Source organism: Bacillus sp. DU-106 (assembly GCF_004799705.1).
In the GTDB taxonomy this organism is placed as follows: Bacteria; Bacillota; Bacilli; order Bacillales; family Bacillaceae_G; genus Bacillus_A; species Bacillus_A cereus.
The window spans coordinates 3,282,960-3,308,290 of sequence record NZ_CP026607.1 but is presented as its reverse complement, the minus strand read 5'-3'; the positions used below and the strand labels follow the sequence as shown (position 1 = coordinate 3,308,290).

Here is a 25,331-nt window from a genome sequence, read left to right as displayed (position 1 = left end):
AATGAAGCTGCCGCTATTACAGGTAGAGACAGAGAGACTGATGATCCGTCCGTTCCAAAATGATGATTATGAAAGTTGGTTAGATCAATTTTCTTATTGATTATAAAAATAAAGAAATGGACAAATAAGGGGAAAAGAAAATGAAGACTATAAACGTATTTCATTATGACGCATTTACGAATAAACCAAATAAGGGAAATCCAGCAGGTATTGTATTAGAAGCAGATGGATTAACGGAAGAGGAAATGCAAATTATTGCTGAAAAAGTTGGATATAACGAAACAACTTTTGTTCTTTCCTCAGAAGTAGGAGATATAAGAATGCGCTATTTTACACCTGGTTTTGAAATGGATTTATGTGGTCATGGGACAGTAGGGACGATATATGCCTTGCGCGAAAAAGGTTTATTAGAAGAGAAAAGTAACCTTACGATTGAAACGAAGGCAGGGATTTTACCGATACAAATAGGTGTAAATGAAAATGGAGAAACCTTTATTAAAATGAGGCAGACAGCACCTCAGTTTAAAGAATTTACAGGTTCAAAAGAAGAATTAGCTCATAGTATTGGTTTAGAAGTAAATGATTTAGATGTAAGTTTACCGATAGTATATGGAAGTACAGGAAACTGGACTGTAATTGTGCCGATTAAAAATCTAGATGCGTGTGAGAGAATGAAACCTAATAATGCTGCATTTCCATCGGTATTAAAAGAAATACCTAATGCTTCTATTCACCCAATTTGTCTAGAAACTTATGATGAACTAGCACAAATGCATGGCCGTCATTTCTCGTCAGCTTATGCTGGGACGATTGAAGATCCAGTGACAGGAACAGCTTCAGGTGTAATGGGAGCGTATTATGCGGAGTATTTAGAGAAAGATTTTGAACATGAATTGGGTTTAATCGTTGAGCAAGGACAGGAAATAAATAAAGATGGCCGTGTAACTGTTTATGTAACGAAAGGGATAGAAAACGAAAAGTTACAAATAGATATTGCTGGAACAGCGGTGTATGTGAAAGAGTTTGAAGTTTCAATATAAAAAAAGAAAGCCCGGCATACATCCGGACTTTCACTATCTGTTCAATACTTCAATATACGAAGCATCTCCAGTTGTTCTTAAAGCAGAGCGAAAATTGTTATTTTCTAGCGTTTTAGCGACTTGTTGTAATTGCTGTGCATCATCATGATGGATAAGTAAGCTGTCAGCACCGCTTTCTTCTATATGAATATGTTCGACGTTTCCAATGGCATCATGTACAGCTTTTAAAAATTCAGGTTTCATGGTGTCCTCCTATATGTATGTAACGTTTTTATTTAGTATTTCCTTATTTTTGAAATATAAAAGTAAATGAAAGGAGAAATAAAATGAATATAAAGCAGTTTAACGAACATATAACATCACTATTTGGAGAGCATCTTCATAAATACGGCGATGATGAATATGGTTTTACTCATATAAGTAAAGATGAATTTCACAAAATCGGTTACACAACAAATTTAACGTTAGAAACTATTGAAGAAGCGTATAGAAATGGAGTCGATATGATAGTTACACATCATGCGCCGTGGAGTTTTTTATTTGGTATGGAAGAGGCTTGTATTGAGAAATTGAAGCAATATGAAATGAATCATTTTTGGGTTCATTTGCCGTTAGATTTTGTAAAGTTTGGCACATGTACATCGTTATTTAACGGAATTGGGATAGATACAATACTGGAATATTCCACGTATGAGGAAGAAGAACTACCGGGAATAGGAGAATATAAAGAAGCGATTCCTTTTTCAAACTTAGTTGGAAAACTTGAAGAAAGAATGGAAGAGAAAGTGAAGAGCTGGAGAAATCACGATAAACCAGTAAAACGGATTGCGATTTTAACCGGTGCAGGAAACAATACAAATTTGATTGAACGTGCATTAGAAAAAGGGTGTGACACGTACATAACAGGTGAAAAAACATTATATACAGTGCAACATGCGAAATTTAAAGGGATTAATTTAATTGTAGGCAGTCATACGTTTACAGAAGTGTTTGGTGTAGAAAGTTTGGCTCATAAGTTAAAAGAAAGAGATAATTCAATAGAAATTACTAGATTAAATGAAGAACATTTGGAGTGAAGAAATTACATCGCATTACCATCAATGGAATGAACTATATGATGGAATATTGAAAGACGCAGTTGCAATGAGATAAAATTATCTTTTGTTATATTAAGATTTTTAGGAAGAATTCCCTTATGTTTGTCAAATAATAGTAAAGTTGTCTTTTGAATTAAGGGAATATTCGGAGTTAAAGGGTGAGAGAATGGATATTTCAATAATCACTGCACAACTAGTTAAGGAGAAAGTGATTTCACATTATCCAAATAGTGTAAAAGTGTTAAACGGGGGAACAACAAGTACTATATATTTGTTAGATGAACAATACGTTGTAAAGTTGAATGAATCGGATGTCATACGTGAAGAAGCTTATTTTCTTCAGTTTTATAAAAAGGATGAATTATTTCCAAAGCTTTTTTATAAGGAACCTTTAAATCGCTATATTGTTTACTCATTCCTTGAGGGCACAACTTTTTGCAAACTAGGCCATAAACGGAGCGTTCTTTGTAAACTTGTAAAGGAAGTTATCAATAAGTATGAAGTAGCTACAGAGATTGATGGCTGGGGATGGAAAGAAAACCTAGTTCAATCTTGGAATGAATTTTTAACGACAAATGTGATGGAAGCTCATGAAAATGTAAGACGTTACATAAGTGAGGAAGCGTATAGAACGGTTTTTAAGTTAGCAAATAGTCCAAGTAGGGGGACTGGAATAAATTAGCCATTTTTATTGCATGGTGATCTTGGATTTCATAATTTTATATTTCAAGAGAATAAACTGCACGGTGTAATTGATCCTTTACCAGTGTTAGGAGATCCTATATATGATTTAATTTATGCGTTCTGTTCAACTCCGGAAGATTTAACAAAAGAAACGATTGGTTATGCGATGAAACAATGTGTATTTCATAAAAATGACCGTGATTTATATAAAGAGATAGTCATAGGATTATATTTGCGTATAGATACATGTTTACGGCACCACCCGAAAGATTTAGAAGATTATTTAGCAGCTTGGCGTTATTGGATGGGTGAGGTTGAGGTGACTTTATAGTACAAATATTTTTAGGGGAGATGGTGAGATGAATGTTGTAGAAGCGAAAAAGGATTTACTGTAATTCCATTATCGGTTACATTTGTCTATTTACTTACTTTTATAAGTTTATTAATTGAACATAAAAAAGCAGCTTAATAAAAATTTAGGGATAGGGGGAATTATGATGAAAAATTTCGTTTGTACAACGTGTGGCGTGCAGTATGCAGCGAGTGTAGAAGAACCAGTGAGTTGTCATATTTGTGATGAAGAAAGGCAGTATGTGAATCCGAAAGGGCAGTCTTGGACGACTTTAGAAAATTTGCAAACAGATGATACATATAAAAATGAAATAATTAAAGAGGAAAATGGACTTTATAGTATTACGACAAAACCAGGATTTGCGATCGGTCAAACGGCATTTGTAGTGAAAACAGAGTCATATCGTTTACTGTGGGACTGTATTACGTATTTAGATGAAACGACAATTACGAAAATAAAAGAGCTTGGCGGATTAGATGCGATTGCATTGTCTCATCCTCATTATTATTCAACGCAAGTAGAATGGGCAGAGACATTTGATGTACCAATTTATATACATGAAGATGATAAAGAGTGGGTGATGCGTCCGAGTAGTCGTATTATTTATTGGTCTGGTGAGTCTTTACAATTAGCTGATGGGATTACTGTACATCGTCTTGGAGGACATTTTAGTGGTGGTTCTGTATTGCATTGGGAAGAAGGTAATGATGGAAAAGGGATTTTGTTAACAGGTGATATTATTCAAGTTGTAGCAGATGAGCGGTGGGTAAGCTTCATGTACAGCTATCCAAACTTAATTCCACTACCAGCGAGGAAAGTGGAAGAAATGGTGAATCGAGTGAAGCCGTTACAGTTTAATCGTTTATACAACGCTTTTCATCGAGTAGTAAAAGAAAATGCAAATGAGGCAGTTGAACGTTCTGCTGACAGATATATAAAAGCAATAGAAGGAAAGTTGTTTCATACGTAAAAGGAGAGTAGCTTAATGAAAACGTTAGTATGTTTTGGAGATAGTATTACAGCTGATGAAACATTTTTTGATGGAATTCCGAGATTAACACCACGTTTGCAAGAGATGTTTCCGAACTGGAAAGTAGTGAATGCAGGTGTTCCAGGTGATAATACATTCGATGCGTTAAATAGGATTGAAGAAGATGTAATATTATATAAACCAGATTTCGTAACAGTTTTTCTTGGTACGAATGATGCAGTTTCTTTTTCTCAAGTGTCATTACAAGCATATAAAGAAAACTTAGAGAAGATTGTGAACCATATTTCGTCAGGTAAAGTGCTGCTTATTAGCCCTGCGCCAGTTGATGAAGAGAGGCAGCATAATAGAACAAATGAAGTGCTCTGTCAGTATGCAGACGTGGTGGAGAAAGTGGCGAAAGAAACAGGAAGCTATTTTCTAAATTTGTATGCTGAAATGATTCAAGAACTGAATTATAAAAGGTTTGTAGAAAATGATGAAAAAGATGGATTACACTTTGGTCCAGAAGGTTATGAGTATCTAGCGAAGTTAATTGGTGAAAAGTTAAAAGGGATTTTATAAAAAAAGCAAAGCGATATCGCTTTGCTTTTTCGTATTTCTTTCGTAGTCCATAAACTTATTGATTGCTGTAATTTGGACAGATATTTTGCATTTTTATCCCGCATTAACTGCCCGTAAATGCCCGATTGGTGAGGGCTAATAATCAGTGGGGGATGAACAAAAAAAACCTGATTAAAGTTTCACTTTATGTGGGTAAAAGGCTAGTGCTGTTTTAAAGTAATATAAATTTATTTTTAAAAATTTATATTTCGTAGTTGAAAATTAATAATTGTGTAACTATAATAGTTACAGTAAGTTTGTTATTTTGAAATGTCCACATTGAATTACAAGAATGAAGGGAGTTTTATGTAAATCAAAAAGCTATAAAATCTATTAATTTTTATAATAAGATAAAATACTTTTCAGTTCATACACATTATTAAATATGTTATTTCTAATAGAAAACTAGAGGTGGAAAAATGAAAAAATTTAAAGGTATGTTAATATCATCACTTGCAATTACAACTTTTGCTGGGGTAGGTACGACATTTGTAACAAATACAGTATATGCTGCTAATGACGATTCTAGTAAAATACAAGTTCGTTCTAATAAGAGTATAAACACAACAACTGGCTCGAGATTGCCTGTATTATCAGTCAATCCTTATGATGAACCTAGATTTTCAAGACAGGGATATCTTGAAGAGGCACCTTTAGGAATTAATGCTCCTTATGCTTGGGGAATTAAAGGAGGAAATGGCCAGGGAGCAACTTTTGTAGATTTGGAAGAAGGCTGGTTATTAAATCATGAAGATTTAGTCGGTCAAAATATTGAATTTATGTCTGGAAAAATGAGTAATGATCTTTCTCACGGTACTTCAGTTCTAGGTGTTGTTTCGGCAGCTGACAATGGGATTGGGAACATTGGGATTGCACCAAAAGCAAAGGCAAAAGTAATTTCAGTGATCCGAGATAATGGGAGAATCGATGTAAGAGATGCTATTTTAAGTGCCGTAGATTCTTTACAGGCTGGAGATGTTTTATTAATAGAAGAATCCTTTAAATATGATGGATATGGAGATGACCCTTTACCAGTAGAAGTATACCCGAGTATATTTAACGCAATTCGCAAAGGTACAGATAAAGGCATTATTATTGTAGAAGCAGCTGGTAATGGTGGGATTGATTTAGATGAATTTAAAGACCGTAATGGTAAGCAGATTTTAAATCGAAATAGTCCAGACTTTAAAGATTCAGGAGCTATTATAGTTGGAGCATCTACTGCAAGAGTTCCTCATAAACGTTTAGCTTTCTCTAACTATGGTAGTAGAATTGATGTATATGGTTGGGGAGAGTATGTTGATACATTAGATACATATCAAAATCAAAATAGTAAAGGACAAAAAGTTACAGATCAGAACATAATTAATCGTTATACTTCTAATTTCCGTGGTACTTCTAGCGCTTCGCCTATAATTGCTGGGGCTGCTGTATCGATTCAAGGGATTGCTAAAGAACATTTAGGTAAGGCATATACACCAAAAGAATTGAGAGCAATTTTAAGTAATCCTAATACAGGCACAAAGTCTAATAACCCATCATCTGATAAAATAGGTGTTTTACCAGATTTAAAAGCGATTTTGTCTAACCTTGGATTTCATAGTGATTTGACTACCAATGATCCTATGGTATTTCCAGATAACGTAGAAAAAAATGAAGGAAAAGAAAATTCAACTTTCGTATTTCCAGGTGAAGAAACAAAAAGAACAGGTGATAAAAATTCAACTGTAACCTTCCCAGAAGAAGATTTAAAACAGGAGGAAAAAGAAGAGGGATTAATTGTTTTTCCTGATTAATAAAAAAATACTACCTTCCATTTGGAGGTAGTATTTTTTATTTCTTGTCAATAACAAGCAGGCATGAAATTTGTATTTGTTTATCTTTCATAATGAATTTAACTAAAAAAATCGAATATTTGACTGTTAATTTACTTTTTCGTCTCAATCAATTACATGAATTAATCTAGAAATGCTTGCTGTAATGCTTTCAGTCCATCGCTGTAAATACCATGAAACAGATTAATTGCCTCTTCATCACTAACCTCAACAGGAGTGAATGTACCAGACCACTCTACTAACGATGTGTTACTTTCAGTACCTTCTTTCACCTGGATTGTAGATAGATAATTAGTGACTGGGAATGGTGCATTCATGATTGAATACGTGTAGTAGCGCTCTTTATCATTGAATACTTCTAATCGTTCTATAATTGTATCCCCATCCGGATTAGCTAGATGACGTACACGACCGCCTTCAGTTAATTTACTGCTAGGTATATAAGGTAACCAGTCTGGAAGGGAGTTGAAACCTCCGATTAATTGCCATACTTGTTCAGGTGAACCGAAAATTTCCATAGATGTAGTAGTATGTGCCATATTCATTACGCTCCTTTTCATCCCGGTATTTACGGGTAAATAATCAGTGGGGGATGCTCTCACTGATTAAAGTTTCATTATTATTTTACGTTGATTGGTAGTGGTGCATTAGGTGCTACTAGTTTTTGTTCGCGCATTTCTTCCCAGAATGCTGCTGGAATTACTGTATTTAAGGCGTTTTGGTCTTCTACAATTCGTTCCGGTTTACTTGCACCAGGAACAACGGCAGCAACTGCTGGATTTGCTAGTGAAAATTGTAATGCAGCAGCTTTGATGCTGATTTCGTAACGATCTGCAAGAGCTTTGATTTTCTCAACCTTTGCAATAATTTCTGGCGATGCTTTTTGATATTCGAAGTGAGCGCCTCCAGCAAGAATACCTGAGCTATATGGGCCACCAACAACAATATCCATATTATGCTTTACAGCTGCAGGCATTACTCGTTGCAATGCACGTTCGTGGTCTAATAATGAATAGCGACCAGCTAATAAGGATATATTTGGTTTCGCTTCTTCTAAATCAAGCATAAGTTCAATTGATTCTACTTTGTTTACTCCAAGCCCCCAGCCTTTAATGACTCCTTCTTCACGTAAACGTGTTAGCGCACGGAATGCTCCTGTTCGAGCAATTTCAAATTGTGAAATCCACGCATCACCATAAAAGTCTTGTGCTAAATCATGAATGAAAACAAAGTCTAGACGATCTGTTTTTAAACGTTTCAAACTTTGCTCGATAGAACGAAGTGTTGCATCTGCGCTATAGTCATTGATCATTTTATTTTTGCGACCAAATTCGAAAAGCCCGCCTTTTTCACCTAAATCACGTGCAGATGGATCTTCTAATTCATCCGAAATAGTTCGACCTACTTTCGTACTTAAAAAGTAATCATCACGATTTCTTTTTGATAGTGCTTCACCAAGACGAATCTCCGCTAAGCCAGATCCATAAAGTGGAGCTGTATCAAAGTAACGAACGCCATTCTCCCAAGCAGCATCCACTGTAGCGATTGCTTCTTCCTCTGGGATATTACGGTACATATTTCCTAGTGGTGCTGTACCAAACCCGATTTTTTCTTTTAGTAATTTACTCATTATAGATATCCTCCTAAAATGTATTTGCAAAATATTTATTCATTGTGAATGGATGTGAAAATGAAAACATGTCATTTTATCGTCTGACAAAATGTATGAGAAAAATACTCACTTTAAAGTAAAGGTACTAACAGGTAATTTCTAACACTGCATGACTCACTCAACTCTTACAAATGCTATTATGAAATGTATTTTACATAATGAAAAGTACGTACTTTAAAGTGATATAGATACTAAAAAGTAATACAGGTACTTTTTGGTGCCGTACTACTCATCTGCTGTTTACGTATGCTATTATGAAACATGTTTAACAGGGTAAAAAGTACGTACTTTAAGGTGCTATAGATACTTAAAAGTAATATTTAAATATTTTAGCTTATTTGTCTTATAAAATTATTAAAGGAGATTTTTATATGAAAACATACAATATTCCTGTAGAGGCAACTTTAGAGGTTATCGGTGGAAAGTGGAAAGTAGTTATCCTTTGTCATTTAAAGAAAGACAAAAAGAGAACGTGCGAATTAAAACAATTAATGTCTGGTATTACACAAAAGATGTTAACGCAACAATTACGTGAATTAGAAGAAGATGGTGTAATCGAGAGAAAAGTGTATAACCAAGTGCCACCAAAAGTAGAGTACTCTTTAACTGATTACGGTCATTCTTTAGATTCTATACTCGATACTCTTTGTAACTGGGGAGAAGTTCATCTTGAAAAGAATGGGAACACATCTATGCTTATAACAGCAGCTGAATAAAGAAAGAAAAAACGAACGAGAATACGTTCGTTTTTTCTTTTTGTATAGAGGGAGATTTTTACGCAGCATAATTACTTTTTTGTAATATAGGTACTTTTTTGTGCTGTAGGAACTAAAATGTGCCGTATAGAAAATTATTTGTTTTTACGCAACAATAGAGAAGAAATTTAGAAAAAAGGAGGGAGATCGTGTGAAACAATACAATATACCGATAGAAGCAACTTTAGAAATTATCGGGGGAAAGTGGAAAGTCGTCATTTTATGTCACTTAACGAAAGGAACAAAGCGAACGAGCGAGTTGCAGCGTCTAATTCCTGAAATTTCTGTTAGAATGTTGACGCAACAATTACGTGAGCTAGAAGATGATGGTGTGATTACACGTGAAATCTATAAAGAAATTCCACCCCGAGTAGAATACTCCTTAACTGATTATGGGTGGTCTTTGCAAAATGTATTAAATCAATTGACCGTATGGGGAGAACGATGCATAGATAGAAAAAACACAGAAGTTAAGTGAAATCTCTATATGTAATATTGAAAACACCACCTAATGACGAGGTGGTGTTTTTCGTTTTAAAACTTTAGAAAGTTGTTATGATGAAAAGTAAAATTTTTGAGGACCTGTTTCAGTCATGGGTACTTAAAAGTACCTACATCACTTTAAAGTACGTACTATGCTTCATAATATAACCGTTTTATAATGACACTCGTAGCAAGAAGTCAGTACAATAACGATTTTAAGCTATGTTCAAAAAGACTTATTAACTAGTATAGTTTTTTGTTCAATTTTTTAGTAGGAGATGTTTTTATGGTTGAAGAACTTTTTTATAAAAAAATATTCAAAAATCTGTTTTCAGATCCAGTTCAAATTACACTTTGGAATGGAGAAACAATCCAATATGGCGAAGGGGAACCTCAATTTCACATAACATTCCATAAGCCACTTTCAAAAAAAGAAATCGCTAAGGATCCTTCTATTGCATTCGGTGAAGCATATATGAATGGGGATCTTGAAATAGAGGGTAACCTTGAAAAAGCAATTCAATCTATTTATAAAAGGCAGGATAGCTTTTTAGGTGATAGTAAGTTGCAATATTTCAAAAGTAAATGGAATTTCTCAAAACAAAAAAATAAAGATGATATTGCTCATCATTATGATATTGGGAACGATTTCTATAAATTATGGCTTGATGAAACAATGACATATTCTTGTGCATATTTCCAAAATGAGCAAGATTCTTTAACGACAGCGCAGCATAATAAAGTGAATCATATTTTGAAAAAGTTGAACCTTCAAAAAGGTGATACGCTATTAGACATCGGTTGTGGGTGGGGTGAACTCATTACAGCTGCCGCTAAACAGTACGGTGTGAAAGCGATGGGAGTAACGTTAAGTGAGGAACAATATGCTAAGACTTCTGAGCGAATTAAACAAGAGGGACTTACGGATTTAGTTGAAGTATCTTTACTTGATTACCGCGATATTAAGAATCATAAATTTGATAAAATTGTTAGTGTAGGTATGATCGAACATGTAGGAAAAGACAACATTACGCAATACTTTGAAACAGTTAACAAATTATTAAATGATGGCGGGATTTCTCTGCTGCATTGCATTACTTCTCCGGCTAATGGTGGTGCTACGAATGGTTGGATTGAAAAATATATATTCCCTGGTGGGTATGTTCCTGCTGTGAACGAATTAATCACGAACATGACAAACGAACAATTTTTTATTGTGGATGTAGAAAGCTTACGTAGACATTACGGAAAAACATTACAACATTGGGCTCGAAATTTTGAAAACGTACTAGAGGAAGTTCGTAAAACGAAAGATGAGCGATTTATCCGCATGTGGCGTTTATATTTAAATGCATGTGCAGCTTCGTTCTTTACAGGTAATATTGATTTACATCAATTTGTATTTACAAAAGGGATTAATGATACAATTCCGATGACACGTTCGTATATGTATGAATAAGAGCATGTAACCAAGTAGCTCTCAAGTCATTGAGTATAAATAAAATGATGATAGGATATAAGTCTATAACGTAAAGTCGAGATGGGAATCAGAAAATGATTTCTATCTCGACTTTTTAGTATATAATTTTAAAATTAAAACTATATACTTTTAAAGAAAAAATATATAATAAATGTAGAAACGAAAATTTATGAGCAAGGAAGTTGAAGAACATGACATTAACAATGGGCTTTATTGGATTTGGAAAATCAGCTAACCGTTATCACCTACCTTATCTAAATACACGTAATAATATAAAAGTAAAAACGATTTTTGTACGTCAAATAAATGAAGAATTAGCGGCTCCATATGAGGAAAGAGGTGTTTACTTCACTACTGATTTGGACGAATTGTTGAATGACAAAGAAATTCAAGTCGTGACGATCTGTACGCCAGCACATACGCATTATGAATTAGCAAAAAAAGTTATACTAGCCGGAAAATCAGTTATCGTTGAAAAACCATTTTGCGATACAGTAGAACACGCGAAAGAATTATTAGCTTTAGGACGAGAGAAAGGTGTAGTCGTTATGCCTTATCAAAACCGCCGTTTTGATGGTGATTTTTTAGCTGTAAAGCAAGTAGTTGAACAAGGATTCCTTGGTGATATTATTGAGATTGAATCACATATTGATTATTTCCGTCCTGGTTCAATCACTCATGAAGCTCCAAAAGAAGAAGGTTCATTTTACAGTTTAGGTATTCATACGATGGACCGCATGATTTCACTATTCGGCCGTCCAAATACAGTGACATACGATATTCGTAATAATGAAGTGGAAGGTGCGGTTGATAACTATTTCGATGTTGGTCTACATTATGGAAATCAGTTGAAGATTAAGCTGAAAACGAACCATATCGTAGCAAAAGATTATCCACGCTTTATCGTTCATGGAACAAATGGCTCTTTTATTAAATACGGTGAAGATCAGCAGGAAAATGATTTGAAAGCGGGTATTATGCCTGAGAGTGCAGGATTTGGTGAAGATTCGCCGATGTATTATGGAATTGCTAAGTATCGTAATGCAAATGGTGACTGGATTGAAAAACAAATTAAAACGCCGCTTGGTGATTACGGTCGTTTCTATGATGCAGCGTATGACACAATTGTAAATGGTGCACCAAAACTTGTGAAAGATGAAGAAGCAGTAACGAATATTGAAATCTTGGAAAACGGATTTGCTGCCCCATCACCTTCAGTTTACAAACTTGAGGCTTTACATTTGAATGAATAGAAGAGAGTTTGCAGTATAAAGGAGGTATGGAAATGGCAAGCGGATCAACACAAGTAAAATACCTCGGCATTTATCAAAAGATTAAACAGCAAATTTTAGACGGTGAATATAAAATCAACGAAAAAATTCCGAGTAGCTCCGTCCTTGCTGAAGAATTCGATGTTTCAGCACTTACGATTAAAAAAGCGCTGGATCTATTAGTAAGAGACGGCTACATTATCCGTCGGCGCGGAAGTGGAACAGTGGTACAAGATTGGCATCAGCAGGAAAAGGCACGAATGATTCAAACTTTAACAGGTACGAAAGCTGTTTACGGTAGTGAGGTAGAAAGTAAAATTATCGAGTTTGCGATTGTAGGTGCTGATGAAGTAGTTGCTGAGAAATTGGGAGTTTCAATTGGTGATTTCGTCTATAAAATCATTCGCCTCCGCATCATTCACAGCATTCCGACGATTATGGAGCATACATGGATGCCAATTTCGGTTATCCCAGGTGTTAAGGCTTCTGTTTTAGAGGAGTCGATATACTCACATATTCAAAATAAACTTGGTCTTGAAGTAGGGACATCTGTTGTCAGGGTTAAAGGGATTCGCCCAGATGATAGGGAAAAGCAGTTTATGAACTTAACAAATCAGGATTTCCTAATGCGAGTTGAGCAAGTAGCTTACTTAACGGATGGACGAACTTTTGAATATTCTTATGCAGATCATCTACCGGAAACCTTTGAGTTTGAAACAGTCATTACGGCAAAAAAATTATAAAGAGACATAAAAACCGGTTGAGGCAAGCATTGTCTCAACCTATTTTATGTCTTCTACAGTTATGATTCATCTGCTGTAATCAGCATGGATGTGTTCCCGGTTTTTTCAAGATGAACTTCTCCCCAGGAACAGAGGGAATCGAGTATAGCTCCTAAAGACGAACCGTAATCCGTTAAAGAATACTCTACTTTTGGTGGTACTTGGTCATATACTTTCCTTTGGATTACACCATCTTCTTCTAGTTCCCGTAATTGTTGCGTTAACATTTTTTGCGTAATACCAGGCATTAAACGTTTTAATTCACTCGTTCTTTTTGTTCCTTTTTTTAAATGACAAAGGATAACAACTTTCCACTTTCCGCCAATAACTTCTAAAGTCGCTTCTACAGGAATATTGTATGTCTTCATAAAAAAACTCCTTTGATGAATTTAGATTACAGTTGTGAGCCTACATCCGTTGCAATACTAAAATTATTTCTTTTTAGTACCTATAACACTTTAAAGTGCGTACTATTTATTGTGCTAAATATCGGTCATAATAACCGATGTAAGAGAGAAATAAGCAGAACGGCACTTAAAAATGCATATGTTACTTTTTAGTACCTATAATACTTTAAAGTACGTACTTTTTATTAGGATGAATATAATCCATAATAGCACTTGTAAGCAAGAAATGCGTGAAATGTGCTTTGAAGGAGCCATCATGCTATGGGGAATTTTACAGGAGAATAATTTGTTGTGTTATTAAAATTAATCCAAGACTTAACAGTTGATTAATTGAACTGTAAAGTTTAAAATTACAGTAAGATTTTTAAAAGTGAGTTGTTAACGTCTGTAAAATGTAGCATGAATAATAGAGATAAATGAAACATTGCTGAATAATTAACATTATGTGAATTTGATTCTAAACTGTAATTTTTTTTAATACATTTCAATAAGCGATATTTAAAATGTACGTTTAATAACATTAAAGGAGTGAGTTAAATATGGTAATTCTATATACAACAGCAAGCTGTGCTTCATGCCGAAAAGCGAAAGCATGGCTTGAAGAGCATCAAATTGATTATATTGAAAAAAACATCGTATCAAATTCTATGACAGTTGATGAGCTTAAATCGATTCTTCGTTTAACTGAAGAGGGGGCTACTGAAATTATTTCAACTAGATCCAAAACTTTTCAGGACTTAAATATAAATATTGATGAGCTCTCGCTAAATGAATTTTATACATTAATAATTGAGCATCCACTAATGTTGCGTCGCCCGATTATGCTGGATGAAAAAAGATTGCAAATTGGTTTTAACGAAGAAGAAATTCGCAAATTTTTACCACGTAGTGTCCGAACATTTTTAAACATTGAACTGCAAAAGTTGGCTAATTAATAAGTAATAGTATGAAAGAGAAATTTTTTGAAAGGAGGAAACTGAAGGTGATAGAAGTATGCGTTACAGTTAATTATAAAGATAGAAACTATCAAACAAATGTCATTGTGAACAAAGATACGATTTGGACAAAAATTGAACAGTTGGCAGAAGAACAAGTGAAGAAACAGTGGGGTTTTTAAACTTAATTATTTAAAAAAATGAATTTATATGCTAGAGATTATAACTAAATTCAAAATTTTTCAGGTATTAAATATAAATAAGAAATTTTCTTGAAAGGAGGAAGCAGAAGATGATTGAAGTATGTGTTACAGTTAATTATAAAGATAGAAATTATCAAACAAATGTTATTGTAAGTAAAGATACGATTTGGACAAAAATTGAACAGTTGGCAGAAGAACAAGTGAAGAAACAGTGGAGTGTTTAATTTTCTTTTTAACTTAAAAAGCTAAATGAAGTTATCAGATATAGGTGGGACGGGATAGAATATAAGGGAATTAATTTTTTATGGCAAGAAGCATTCCACATGTTTTAACGTTCTAACCAATCTGTAATATTTATGGCTACAGTATGTTAATATATGAGAAACAATATTTTTAATCGTAGGAGGAAAATCATGAACAGCGACTTTACCTTGGCCATACACAGTTTAACTTATTTAGCTTTACAGCCAGACCGGATGTCAACAAGTAATGCTATTTCAGAAAGTGCAGGTGTTCATCCAGTACGCATTCGCAAAGTACTAAGTTTGTTAAAAAAACATAAGTTTATACAATCGAAAGAGGGGACTGGTGGCGGTTTTATTTTCGCTCGCGATTTAGATGAAATTAATCTTTGGCATATTTATCAGATAACCTCTGAAGGTGCTTTGCAGCCGAAGTGTCCAGAATCAAACAATCAGTGTGTTGTAGGTTCGAATATGCGAAAAGTTCTTTTCGCTATTTTCTTAGGTGCTGAAGAGCATCTAGGTGAATACTTAAAGAATTATACAATGAAAGAAGTTGTTGACCTTATCAATCAAGAGCGTTAAGCGGCTTAATTATTATATAGCCGTGAGTTCTTAACACTTAAATGTAATGAAAAATATTACAGTATAATTTGTTTTTATATCTTTTTTATCGTCACAAAAAATATTTATAGGAAGGTGAAACGGTATGATGTCAAATAATAATCATGTTTTAAAAGTAGGAGATTGGGTTCGTGGAATATCAAATGAAGGTGAATTAATAGTTGGTTATATTGTATCACTTGATGATGTAGAGGATATAGTTACAGTTAGTATTGTGAAACGTGACGGCCAGTACACAATAAACGAAGCGATTTTACTCTTTAGTAAACACGTTAACAAACTCCCTGAATCAAAGGTAATAAATAAGGAACAAATCCTTTATCTTATAGATCTTGCATTATTAACAGGGGATGAAGAATGGTTTATCGAGCTTTCTTCAAAATTAAACTCGATAAAAGAGCTAGTTAATGAGGGATTTTAAAATTTAAACTTTTGAGGGTGCACACAATCCGCCTTATGGGACACAATTACTTTTCGCATAAAAGGAAATGATGTAAAAACGATTCATTACAAACATAGAGATATCCCTGAAGAAGAGCCGAACAAACTACAATTAAGATGATATTGAAGTGATTTGTTTGTGTATTCCTGATAACGATAATTATGTAAATGAGCTGTCCATATGGGGCAGCTTTTTTGTTTTTTGCTCAGTGTAGCTTTTTAAATTGTATATGAATTCAATATTAATAATATATATCCTAAAATTTGGTTTTTTATTTTGGGATTTTTTTCTTTTTACCTAAATTAATTATTTATTAGAATATCTTTTATGTTTAAAATAAAATTTTTTGATAAAAGGGGATATAAGTATTTTTATAATAAGTCACCTAGAAAAACAATGTATTATTGTATTTTTTTACTAACTAATTCAGCTTTAAGCGATAAAAACAATAGCTACATGCTAACTGTAAAATATTATCCATATAAAATTATTCCTCTTTAATATTTCTGAAAATATAAAAATATTAATTTTATAAATATACACGTTATAATGAGGGCGTCGAGAGAAATTTTATTATCTCTGGAGAAAATATAAAAAATGCGATTATTAGTAAGAAAGGTGTGTGATTAGAGGCGAAATGTATGTAATGTGCTTCAGTGGCTTGTGTGAGCAATATCATCAGTGCTACCGAAGTTATGAAAGTAATGTATAGAATTGAGAAAGAAATGCCTCGCAAATGAAGAGAGGCCGGTTTAGCTAAAATTACTGTTAAAAGTAAAAAAGAGAAACCATTAAAGTAATACACTGTTATTAGAAATGTTGCAACGTATTTATGAAGTCTATTCTATATTGTTCTCTTAAGGGTTCTTTATATAAAGAGCGGATATTACGAGTAAACTTTTTTGTGAACGCTAACAATTATATTAGGACGCTAATTAGCGAATGTTTCAATTTGGATTCATTATGATGAAGGACATACAATGTGGGGCAACTTGTAAGGAATTCATTTTCCAAAAAGGGAATATTTGTTAGTTGCAAAGAGAAATGCAGGAATAGATACAAGGGGGAGTTATTATATGAACGGGAATACTGCAAAGAAAATAGAAGTTCAAGCTGAAAATACCGCACTAAAAAATGAGCAATATGCAGATCCGAAAAAGTGGCATAAGCAGGATACTACATGGGCACTCAGTCTATTTGGAACTGCAATTGGAGCAGGGGTGCTCTTTTTACCGATTAATGCAGGTTCAGGTGGTTTATTATCTTTACTACTAATTACATTGCTTGCATATCCAGTTATGTACTACTCACATAGGGCACTTGCTAAAATGATATACGCTTCTAATTCTGCTGATGAGGGGATCACAGGTACAATTAGAGAGTATTTCGGAAATAAAGCGAGTATCATTTTTAACATCGTATATTTCGGTTCAATTTATACAATCGTACTAATGTATTCGGTTGCGCTTACAAACACTGCAAGTAGTTTTATTGTGCATCAATTGCACATGCCAGAACCTCCAAGAGCTATTTTATCACTTGTATTAGTTCTTGGTCTTATCGCTATACTGAATTTTGGTCAAGATATTACTGTAAAGGTAATGAGTATGTTAGTGTATCCTTTCATAGTTTCTCTACTGTTTATCGCAATATCTTTAATTCCACAGTGGAATACGTCAATGCTTAGTTTTTCAGCTGTTTCAACTGCTTCAACAGGAACAGGCTATTTTGGGACGATATTGATGATTCTACCAATCATCGTATTCTCATTTAATCATTCACCTATGATTTCATCATTTGTTGTGAAACAGAGAGCTACGTATGGAATCGAAGCCACTGATGCTAAATGTGCGCAAATACAAAAGGTTTGTTATATCATGACATTCGCTGTTGTTATGTTCTTCGTTTGGAGTAGCGCATTGAGCTTGACTCCAGATGATATAAAAATGGCAAAAGAACAAAACTTATCAATTCTTTCATATCTTGCTAATGAGCTTAATTCGCCTGTAATCACTATTGCAGCTCCAATTATTGCTTTTGTGGCTATTACAAAGTCTTTCCTTGGCCATTATATAGGAGCATTTGAAGTAATGCGTGACATGATTATTAAGTTTGGTAAATCACGTGGAAAAGATATTGAAGAAAAAACAATTAAGACAATAATTCTTACTTTTGTTGTATTATCATGCTGGTTTGTTGCTTATACAAATCCAAGTATTCTTGGACTTATTGATTCTCTAAGCGGTCCTTTAGTTGCTGCTATCTTATGTCTATTACCGATGTATGCGATTCAAAAAGTGCCAGTACTAGCTAAATACAAAGGGAAAATGAGCAACGTATTTGTTATTATTGTAGGTGTACTTACTGTCTTAGCAAGTATTAAGTCATTATTCTAATTCACTACTGTTGGTTTTAGTATCAAAATAGTTGGATCTGAGAAAATAAGGAGCAAGTTTTGAATAGTTTTTTTCAAAACTTGCTCTTAAAATATTCTAAGGAATTAATTTTACAAATAAGTTTATTCATATTAGTCATCTAGCGTTTTGGTCATATACTCATCCAATATTATCAAGACCTAAATCGAAAAATTTTAAATATCAAGCGCCTAACGTATTATATATCCCTAATATGTTAGGCGCTTTTATTTTGGATAATAAATTTTGAACCTGAATTTGAATAGTATATTTCTCTATTTGATGCTTATTTAATATTGTAAAATTTGTATTGAAAATTCGAGGTTTTAAAAGTATCATATACATATTCAAACATTTGAAGATGTATATGATACTTTTTGAAATTGAGGAAAAGTAACGGAGGGATTTCAATGGGAAACGAAATGCAACAATTTAAAGCAGATTTCTTTAAAGCCTTAGCGCACCCTTTGCGAATAGGTATTTTAGAATTATTGTCAGAAGGTGAAAAAAGCGTAAACGAAATTCAAGATATTTTAAATAAGGAAGGCTCAGCTGTTTCTCAGCAATTAAGTGTACTACGTTCAAAAAATATTGTTGTTGGTAGGAAAGATGGAAAAAGAGTTTTATATTCTTTACGAGACCCTATTATTGTGGATTTATTGGTGGTTGCACGGAAGATTTTCAACAACCATTTAATCGATACGATTTCAATGTTAGAAGAGCTAGATGAAGCAGAAAGTGAAATGATGGCCAAGGAGGGATAGGTTGAGTATTGAGGTTAAGAAAGAAGATATCATCCAACATGGGATTGAAACATTTCGCTCATTAGGAGCTCATTACGTTTGTGAAGTTTGTATAAAAAGTGGAAATTCTTGTTGTTTTTCATGCCAACATTTACAAGATGGAGTTGGATGTCGAAAAAGAAATACTGCTTGTACAGCTTGGTTATGTGGAATTCAAGGTTTTTTATTTGATCAAATAGGATTACTGGATGAATGGAATCGTTTTTGGAGTGAAATTCCAGGACAAATGTTTCGTAGAGATATTACTCCAGATAAGGTAAGGATTAGATCGTTTATTGATACGAAGAAGCTAAATAGTCGAGCCGGAGAACGTTTAGCAGAAAGATTGAAATCCTATGTACAACAAGGTGGAGATATAGGTGAATTGGAGTGTCATTTAAGTAAAACATATAGTAAATATTAGGATGTTTTTTATTTTTGTGAAAAGGACAATTTTCTGTATAAGGGACCGAGAAATACATTTGTAATCCAGATCTATTAAAAATAGAAAAGAAGGGTTTGTAATGAGAAAGTTATTTACAGGAAGGTTTGAAGGATATTCATTAGCACATTTTCAAAAGGATCTTCTTTCAGGAATGATTGTTGGAGTTGTTGCGATTCCACTTGCTATGTCTTTTGCTATAGCCTCTGGTGTTAAGCCAGAGTATGGGATTTATACAACCTGTATTGCTGGAATACTCATTTCACTGTTTGGTGGTTCGAAGTATCAAATTGGAGGACCTACAGGTGCTTTTGTTCCGATTCTTTTAGGAGTTGTAATTACCTATGGATACGAAAATTTACTACTCGCGGGTTTGTTAGCTGGAATTATTTTATGTCTTATGGGAATCTTCAAACTAGGCTCTTTAATTAAGTTTATTCCACGTCCTGTAACAATTGGTTTTACTTCAGGTATTGCTGTTATTATCTTTACGGGACAAATTGCTAGTTTTTTAGGTTTAACAGGTATAAAAAAGCATGAGGAATTTCTAGCGAATTTGAAGGAACTCTTCACTCATATCAGTACTACCAATTTTTATAGTGTTATAACTGCTTTGATTTGCTTTTTTGTTATACTCATAACACCAAAGATTTTACCAAAAGTGCCTGGTTCATTAGTAGGTGTTGTTATTTCAACTGTAATTGCAACTGTATTTTTCTCAGGTCATGTACCTACTATTGGTACAGCATATGGCACGATTCCAAATACACTTCCTCAGTTTGATATACCAGAAATCACATTAGAACGTATAAAACAGTTAATTGGTCCTGCATTTGTTATTGCGATGCTCGGTGGAATTGAGTCGCTTTTATCCGCTGTCGTGGCAGATGGTATGACAAATAGTAAACACAACAGTAACAAAGAGCTTGTCGGTCAGGGGATTGCAAATATTGTTACCCCGTTATTTGGCGGGATTCCAGCAACTGGAGCAATTGCTCGTACAGCGACTAATATTAAGAGTGGGGCTGTATCTCCGATGTCGGGTATTATTCATGGGGGATTTGTGTTATTGACACTTTTACTGTTAGCTCCATATGCTTCACATATTCCTCTTGCTAGTATGGCTCCCATTTTAATGGTGGTAGCTTGGAATATGAGCGAACAAAAACATTTTTATCACATACTCAAAATGAAGACAGGAGATTCCCTTGTATTACTAGTAACATTTTTACTTACTGTATTTACTAGTTTAACAACAGCTGTGGAGATCGGTCTTATTTTAGCTGTTATTTTGTTTACAAAACGTATGAGTAATATGCTTGTTATATCTAAAGTGCTTCCTGATCATACAAAAAAGAATGAAAAATTGTTATCGCATGTGGTAAATAAAGCTCATGATTGTCCACAAATTAGTATTTATACAATAGAAGGCCCATTATTCTTTGGGGCTGCTCAAACATTTGAACAAAATATTTTAGCGACTATTCATTATAAACCTAAAGTTTTAATTTTACGTATGGGAAAAGTTCCTTTTATTGATACCACAGGAGAGTCTTACTTTAGGAATATTGTTCAGCACTTCAAAAAACAAGGTGGCGTACTTCTTATTTCTGGAATTCAATCAGAGCTAAAAGCCAATCTAGATAAGAATGGATTGTACGCTGAGATTGGGAAAGAAAACTTTTTTGATCATACCGGGGAAGCAATTAATTGTGCTTTAGGACATCTGAATACAAGAAAATGTATAGGGTGTAAGCATTTTGCTTTTCATGAGTGTACAGGGCTTTCTCAGCAATCTCAGGAAATCAATACAATAAAGAATAAAGTAAATGCATTAGATTTTTAAAAATTTCACTTCACATACAAAGTTTGTTTGATTTCATCTACTTTTTCATCATTTTATTAAAAAATAGAGAAGAAGAAAGTTTGCTTTGGAGAATGTGGAGAAGATTTTTTACAAGGTGTGAACAAGTAGTTTTTTTATACATTCAACAAATAAGTATCAAACAGTAAGAAGAGAATATTTTCCGTATATTTAAACGGAAAAGGGAAATTAAAAATAATATTTATTTAATAGAATACACGAAAATGAGTGGAGGAAATAAAAAAATGTCTAATTTACCAAATTGTCCAAAATGTAATTCAGAATACACTTACGAAGATGGGAATCTTTTTGTTTGTCCAGAATGTGCTCATGAGTGGACTTTAGAATTAGAAGCTGAAAATAGTGAAGATACAAAGGTAATTAAAGATGCAAATGGAAATATTTTAAACGATGGTGATTCTGTAACAGTAATTAAAGATCTTAAAGTAAAAGGAACTTCATCAGTTGTAAAAATTGGTACAAAAGTAAAGAGTATCCGATTAGTTGATGGAGATCATAATATTGATTGTAAAATTGATGGTTTTGGAGCTATGAAATTAAAATCTGAATTTGTTAAAAAGGTATAAATACAATTTTGTTACATCAAAATTAGTTTGAAGTTAATGAATATACACTGTTTTTCAGCTGTACCCTGTGCCCAACAACTTAAAAATTTCGAATTACCTTGAAATGATAAAATGAACTTTGGGTTATGATTCAGCAGAGTTTTTGGGGAGTACCATGAAATTTTAGCTTGCTAGCAATATAGTACTGCCGAAATATTTGAAATAGCTATAAGACTATTCTTTCGATGGTATGATGAAAGATGTGGAAAAGGAATAGGTGTCAATCAGACCTCAATATTAACCTTCACTATTAGCAACAAAAAACCACCTCTCATAAAGGTGGTTTTTCAGTATTAATATATTTTAATTAGTCACGTCTAAATGGCCCTTTTGGAGCAATTAGCTCTAAATTAGTACCATCTGAATCAGGGAAGTAGGCAACTCCTGTACCAATTCCAGATTTCTAGCCATCTTCTTGAAAGATAATTGGTTCTCCATATGGGTGCTATCTTATGCCCATCAGGCTAACAAAATGGATTGCCTCTGAAACAAAAAAATGATTTTTATTACTATAAAAAACGTAAAGTATCTGTTTTTAGAAAAAATTAATTTTTATAAATTGATGGAGATATAACTCAATTCTTTTATATATTTAGTTAAATATGATTGTCAGAATGAACTTAAAGTAATTATGATTTCTAGAAATGCGAACTGATGTTTTGAATTGGTTTAAAGTTGCTGGAACAAAATAAAACCAATTGAGCAAAAAAACTTGCAAAAATAAAAAGAGAGATGTATATTAATTGATGTATCAATAATTGATATATCAATTAATATTTTGACAAGAAAGAAAAGGAACATTTTATGAAGGAAATGTTCGTAAATATCAGTGGAGAAGAACGCAAAATACTTATTCATGTTCTATTACAGGTGCAAAAAAATGTAAAGAATATTAAAGAATAGAGAGTGTAGGGGGCAGAATAGTGTGGAAATAATCGCAGCTATTTTAGTCGGGATCGTAGCATTAGAACATTTTTTTATCATGATCCTTGAAATGTTTTTTATTGATTCAAAAGTAGCGAAACGTGCTTTCAAATTACCGAAGCATTTAGAAGGAGATCGAAACGTAGCCATTATGTTTGCAAACCAAGGTTTATATAATGGATTTTTAGCGGCTGGTCTCATTTGGGGACTTGTACTTGGACTCAATCCAATTGGTTATATGGTCCAATTATTTTTCGTGATTTGTGTGGTGATAGCAGCTATTTTCGGAGGTTTCACATCTAATAAATCAATTATTGTGAAACAAGGACTTCCAGCTGTTTTAGCACTGGTTGCCCTTTTATGTATGATATAGAATCAAAGTTTCTCAATAAAAGAACTCATTTTTGAAAAATACGCTATTCTTTCTGTAGAATTATAGGAAAGGATGGCGTTTTTGTATGTCTATTTCTATAAGTAGTGAATTATAACTATTCCCTCAAGGGACTCAACTGCTTTTCAGCTTTTGGATATATTTTCATCCATCTTTGTTTCCTCCTATTGTTGGATAGTGTAATAATTGATAAAAATTTTGATGAAATTGGATTATAACGATTGATCAAAAAAGTTAGTGATTAAAAATATTATTCTTTAGTACATACATTTTTAAGATGTTAAATATATTTCATAATAGTCTCTGTAAGATAGGGATAAGTAGAATAGTACTTTAAAGTACCTATAGCACTTTAAAGTGCGTACTTTTTATAACTTTGAATATCATTCATAATAGCACCAGTAAGAAGAAAACAAGCTTTACGGTACTACTAGTTACCAACGATGTTACAGCAGTTTATTTGGAATCAGATTGATTGAAGGGTTGTACTATATGGCCTAATAATTTCGAAAAAATGTCGGTGTGGCACAAAACAATTATGGAGGTTAAAAATATGAGCACTTCAAATTTGAATGAAATAAGTAAACAAATTTTAAAAGAGGAGGAAACGCTTCAATTTTCCTCTTTTACAAATGAAGATGCCTTGCAACTAGGTTTATTTATCGTTGAAACAGCAAAGCGAGAGGGGAAATTGATTGCTGTTGATATAACGAAAAATGGTGTGCAATTATTTCATTTCAAGATGACAGGGACAAATGCGGAAAATACGAAATGGATTGAGCGTAAAAAACGAGTCGTTTCCCTGCATGATCGTAGCTCGTATTATATGCAGATACAAAGTGAAATAACTGGAATTTCATATAATGAAAAATATCTTTTAGATACTTCGGAATATGCTGCGTTTGGTGGATGCTTTCCTATCAGGATAAAAAACGTAGGGGTTATTGGAATGATAACAGTTTCAGGATTACCACCAGAAGAAGATCACGAATTGGTAGTAAGAGCAGTTAAAAATCATTTGAACCAATAGTTGTAACTAGTCAATAGATAATTAAATTTAGGGGGCAATACTATGCCATTAATCGAGCTAAATACTTGGCCAACCATGTCAACAGAAGAAAAGAAGGAATTTATTTATAGTGTAACGGAACTTACAATAAAACTATTAAAAATTGTCCCTGACAAAATTCAAGTGTTGATAACGGAACTTGAGAAAGAAAACTGGGGGAAAGCTGGGGCTGTAGCAAGTGATGCTACCTTTGCTGTGAAAAGTAGGGTGTCCGATTGGGAGACAAAAGAGTCTTACGATACACTAGGTCGTAACGTTAATGGAATGGCTATTATTAAGGTTGATATATGGAATACATTTGATCAAGAGACAAAGGATAAGTGGGTAAACGAACTTACACAAGTAACATCTAAATATACTCATGCACCTTTGGATAAAGTGCTAATTCTTATTCGTGAAATGATTCCAGGGAACTGGGGACAAAGTGGTGTAACAGGAGCTAATGCAGATTTCCTTTCCAAAAGTCGTACATTTTAATCATTAAATAAAAAAGGCAAAAATGAACACATTTCTGTTCGTTTTTGCCTTTTTATTATTTGTCTGTGGTAATGAACATGATCCTTTATATGTTTAAGTAATATTCTCTAAAGTTGCCTCTACGGGAAAGTGTATTTCTTCATTTGAAAGTCTTTTTCATGGAATGTAGATTTCAATTTTTGAGCAAAATAAGCTAGATTATATAAATGTTACTTTTTAGTACCTATAGTACTTTAAAGTACGTACTTTTTATTAGGGTGATTATCATTCATAATAGCACATGTAAGAGAGAAACAAGCTTTACGGTACTGGTAACTAACTATGTTACTTTTTAGTACCTACAGCACTTTAAAGTACGTACTATTCATTGTATTGAATATATTTCATAATAGTACATGTAAGAGAGAGACAAGCTTTACGGTACTAAAAAGTACCTATAGTACTTTA

26 protein-coding genes and 6 pseudogenes are annotated in these 25,331 nt (G+C 33.4%); 27 read left to right on the top strand and 5 right to left on the bottom strand.

What is annotated here, in order from left to right:
* Window position 1: 1 nt before the first annotated feature.
* A pseudogene (locus C3Y97_RS27965) lies at window positions 2–94 on the top strand (GNAT family N-acetyltransferase); the annotation flags it as partial.
* A gap of 46 nt (window positions 95–140) precedes the next feature.
* Window positions 141–1,040, top strand: coding sequence for a PhzF family phenazine biosynthesis isomerase (locus tag C3Y97_RS16875; RefSeq protein WP_071741105.1), 900 nt, complete (start codon window positions 141–143; stop codon window positions 1,038–1,040).
* Between the two features lie 33 nt (window positions 1,041–1,073).
* Here the strand turns inward: C3Y97_RS16875 and C3Y97_RS16870 are convergent, their stop codons facing one another.
* Window positions 1,074–1,283, bottom strand: a complete 210-nt coding sequence (locus C3Y97_RS16870) for a hypothetical protein (protein ID WP_000801653.1) — start codon at window positions 1,281–1,283, stop codon at window positions 1,074–1,076.
* 83 nt (window positions 1,284–1,366) lie between these two features.
* Between C3Y97_RS16870 and C3Y97_RS16865 the strand changes: the two genes are divergently transcribed.
* From C3Y97_RS16865 to C3Y97_RS16845, 6 genes and pseudogenes are all read left to right on the top strand, one after another.
* The gene (locus C3Y97_RS16865; RefSeq protein WP_001022442.1) at window positions 1,367–2,116 is read left to right on the top strand and encodes a Nif3-like dinuclear metal center hexameric protein; all 750 of its coding nucleotides are present in this window, start codon (window positions 1,367–1,369) and stop codon (window positions 2,114–2,116) included.
* Window positions 2,117–2,303: 187 nt separating this feature from the next.
* Window positions 2,304–3,152 (top strand): annotated as a pseudogene (locus C3Y97_RS16860) (aminoglycoside phosphotransferase family protein).
* A gap of 42 nt (window positions 3,153–3,194) precedes the next feature.
* Window positions 3,195–3,290: pseudogene (locus tag C3Y97_RS28490) on the top strand (DUF7010 family protein); the annotation flags it as partial.
* A gap of 25 nt (window positions 3,291–3,315) precedes the next feature.
* Window positions 3,316–4,143 carry an MBL fold metallo-hydrolase gene (locus tag C3Y97_RS16855; RefSeq protein ID WP_086404019.1) on the top strand — a complete coding sequence of 276 codons (828 nt, stop codon included), beginning with the start codon at window positions 3,316–3,318 and terminating at the stop codon, window positions 4,141–4,143.
* 15 nt (window positions 4,144–4,158) lie between these two features.
* A complete protein-coding gene (locus C3Y97_RS16850) occupies window positions 4,159–4,725 on the top strand; it encodes an SGNH/GDSL hydrolase family protein (RefSeq protein ID WP_016124973.1) in 567 nt (188 codons plus the stop codon).
* Window positions 4,726–5,183: 458 nt separating this feature from the next.
* A complete protein-coding gene (locus tag C3Y97_RS16845; RefSeq protein ID WP_000713609.1) occupies window positions 5,184–6,560 on the top strand; it encodes a S8 family peptidase in 1,377 nt (458 codons plus the stop codon).
* Between the two features lie 161 nt (window positions 6,561–6,721).
* Here C3Y97_RS16845 and C3Y97_RS16840 read toward each other — a convergent pair whose 3' ends face one another.
* Together C3Y97_RS16840 and C3Y97_RS16835 are read right to left on the bottom strand one after the other, a co-directional pair.
* Entirely contained in the window at window positions 6,722–7,138 is a 417-nt protein-coding gene (locus C3Y97_RS16840) for an SRPBCC family protein (protein WP_000951521.1), read from the bottom strand.
* 80 nt (window positions 7,139–7,218) lie between these two features.
* Entirely contained in the window at window positions 7,219–8,229 is a 1,011-nt protein-coding gene (locus C3Y97_RS16835) for an aldo/keto reductase (protein ID WP_000040526.1), read from the bottom strand.
* A gap of 413 nt (window positions 8,230–8,642) precedes the next feature.
* Between C3Y97_RS16835 and C3Y97_RS16830 the strand changes: the two genes are divergently transcribed.
* The 5 genes and pseudogenes from C3Y97_RS16830 (at window position 8,643) to C3Y97_RS16810 (ending at window position 13,013) form a co-directional block, all read left to right on the top strand.
* Complete coding sequence (locus C3Y97_RS16830; RefSeq protein WP_000860822.1) at window positions 8,643–8,987, top strand: winged helix-turn-helix transcriptional regulator; 345 nt, start codon at window positions 8,643–8,645, stop codon at window positions 8,985–8,987.
* A gap of 190 nt (window positions 8,988–9,177) precedes the next feature.
* Window positions 9,178–9,504 carry a winged helix-turn-helix transcriptional regulator gene (locus C3Y97_RS16825; protein ID WP_000816335.1) on the top strand — a complete coding sequence of 109 codons (327 nt, stop codon included), beginning with the start codon at window positions 9,178–9,180 and terminating at the stop codon, window positions 9,502–9,504.
* A gap of 291 nt (window positions 9,505–9,795) precedes the next feature.
* Window positions 9,796–10,968 carry a cyclopropane-fatty-acyl-phospholipid synthase gene (locus C3Y97_RS16820; RefSeq protein WP_078403997.1) on the top strand — a complete coding sequence of 391 codons (1,173 nt, stop codon included), beginning with the start codon at window positions 9,796–9,798 and terminating at the stop codon, window positions 10,966–10,968.
* A 212-nt stretch (window positions 10,969–11,180) separates the two neighbouring features.
* Window positions 11,181–12,242 carry an oxidoreductase gene (locus C3Y97_RS16815; protein ID WP_017673114.1) on the top strand — a complete coding sequence of 354 codons (1,062 nt, stop codon included), beginning with the start codon at window positions 11,181–11,183 and terminating at the stop codon, window positions 12,240–12,242.
* 32 nt (window positions 12,243–12,274) lie between these two features.
* Window positions 12,275–13,013 (top strand): annotated as a pseudogene (locus C3Y97_RS16810) (GntR family transcriptional regulator).
* Between the two features lie 49 nt (window positions 13,014–13,062).
* On the opposite strand, the gene C3Y97_RS16805 reads toward C3Y97_RS16810, so the two are convergent.
* Entirely contained in the window at window positions 13,063–13,410 is a 348-nt protein-coding gene (locus tag C3Y97_RS16805) for a winged helix-turn-helix transcriptional regulator (protein WP_000860832.1), read from the bottom strand.
* 578 nt (window positions 13,411–13,988) lie between these two features.
* On the opposite strand from C3Y97_RS16805, the gene spxA reads away from it, so the two are divergent.
* From spxA to C3Y97_RS16750, 11 genes and pseudogenes are all read left to right on the top strand, one after another.
* On the top strand, window positions 13,989–14,384 hold the full coding sequence (gene spxA, locus C3Y97_RS16800) for a transcriptional regulator SpxA (protein WP_000236189.1): 396 nt from the start codon (window positions 13,989–13,991) through the stop codon (window positions 14,382–14,384).
* Between the two features lie 47 nt (window positions 14,385–14,431).
* Complete coding sequence (locus tag C3Y97_RS16795) at window positions 14,432–14,566, top strand: BA3454 family stress response protein (RefSeq protein WP_000573515.1); 135 nt, start codon at window positions 14,432–14,434, stop codon at window positions 14,564–14,566.
* Window positions 14,567–14,676: 110 nt separating this feature from the next.
* On the top strand, window positions 14,677–14,811 hold the full coding sequence (locus C3Y97_RS16790) for a BA3454 family stress response protein (RefSeq protein WP_000573516.1): 135 nt from the start codon (window positions 14,677–14,679) through the stop codon (window positions 14,809–14,811).
* A gap of 189 nt (window positions 14,812–15,000) precedes the next feature.
* Entirely contained in the window at window positions 15,001–15,414 is a 414-nt protein-coding gene (gene saiR / locus C3Y97_RS16785; RefSeq protein ID WP_001083465.1) for an Rrf2-family transcriptional regulator SaiR, read from the top strand.
* Window positions 15,415–15,538: 124 nt separating this feature from the next.
* Window positions 15,539–15,874 carry an IDEAL domain-containing protein gene (locus C3Y97_RS16780; RefSeq protein ID WP_000987462.1) on the top strand — a complete coding sequence of 112 codons (336 nt, stop codon included), beginning with the start codon at window positions 15,539–15,541 and terminating at the stop codon, window positions 15,872–15,874.
* A 7-nt stretch (window positions 15,875–15,881) separates the two neighbouring features.
* Window positions 15,882–16,015, top strand: a pseudogene (locus tag C3Y97_RS16775) (DUF3888 domain-containing protein); the annotation flags it as partial.
* A gap of 956 nt (window positions 16,016–16,971) precedes the next feature.
* Window positions 16,972–18,291: an aromatic amino acid transport family protein gene (locus C3Y97_RS16770; protein ID WP_001014168.1), complete on the top strand. Its 1,320-nt coding sequence runs from the start codon at window positions 16,972–16,974 to the stop codon at window positions 18,289–18,291.
* Window positions 18,292–18,719: 428 nt separating this feature from the next.
* On the top strand, window positions 18,720–19,073 hold the full coding sequence (locus tag C3Y97_RS16765; protein ID WP_000526187.1) for an ArsR/SmtB family transcription factor: 354 nt from the start codon (window positions 18,720–18,722) through the stop codon (window positions 19,071–19,073).
* A gap of 1 nt (window position 19,074) precedes the next feature.
* Window positions 19,075–19,515 carry a hypothetical protein gene (locus tag C3Y97_RS16760; RefSeq protein ID WP_000021462.1) on the top strand — a complete coding sequence of 147 codons (441 nt, stop codon included), beginning with the start codon at window positions 19,075–19,077 and terminating at the stop codon, window positions 19,513–19,515.
* A gap of 100 nt (window positions 19,516–19,615) precedes the next feature.
* Entirely contained in the window at window positions 19,616–21,379 is a 1,764-nt protein-coding gene (locus tag C3Y97_RS16755) for a SulP family inorganic anion transporter (protein WP_001228486.1), read from the top strand.
* A 263-nt stretch (window positions 21,380–21,642) separates the two neighbouring features.
* Window positions 21,643–21,984 carry a zinc ribbon domain-containing protein YjdM gene (locus tag C3Y97_RS16750; protein WP_000067659.1) on the top strand — a complete coding sequence of 114 codons (342 nt, stop codon included), beginning with the start codon at window positions 21,643–21,645 and terminating at the stop codon, window positions 21,982–21,984.
* A gap of 346 nt (window positions 21,985–22,330) precedes the next feature.
* Here the strand turns inward: C3Y97_RS16750 and C3Y97_RS28485 are convergent.
* Window positions 22,331–22,465 (bottom strand): annotated as a pseudogene (locus tag C3Y97_RS28485) (VOC family protein); the annotation flags it as partial.
* 483 nt (window positions 22,466–22,948) lie between these two features.
* Between C3Y97_RS28485 and C3Y97_RS16740 the strand changes: the two are divergent.
* The 3 genes from C3Y97_RS16740 to C3Y97_RS16730 all read left to right on the top strand — a co-directional run bounded on the left by C3Y97_RS16740 (window position 22,949) and on the right by C3Y97_RS16730 (window position 24,884).
* The gene (locus tag C3Y97_RS16740; RefSeq protein WP_136363537.1) at window positions 22,949–23,320 is read left to right on the top strand and encodes a DUF1304 domain-containing protein; all 372 of its coding nucleotides are present in this window, start codon (window positions 22,949–22,951) and stop codon (window positions 23,318–23,320) included.
* A gap of 532 nt (window positions 23,321–23,852) precedes the next feature.
* Window positions 23,853–24,368 carry a heme-degrading domain-containing protein gene (locus C3Y97_RS16735; protein WP_002195678.1) on the top strand — a complete coding sequence of 172 codons (516 nt, stop codon included), beginning with the start codon at window positions 23,853–23,855 and terminating at the stop codon, window positions 24,366–24,368.
* Between the two features lie 42 nt (window positions 24,369–24,410).
* Window positions 24,411–24,884: a tautomerase family protein gene (locus tag C3Y97_RS16730; protein ID WP_001128308.1), complete on the top strand. Its 474-nt coding sequence runs from the start codon at window positions 24,411–24,413 to the stop codon at window positions 24,882–24,884.
* The last annotated feature ends 447 nt before the right edge of the window (window positions 24,885–25,331 follow it).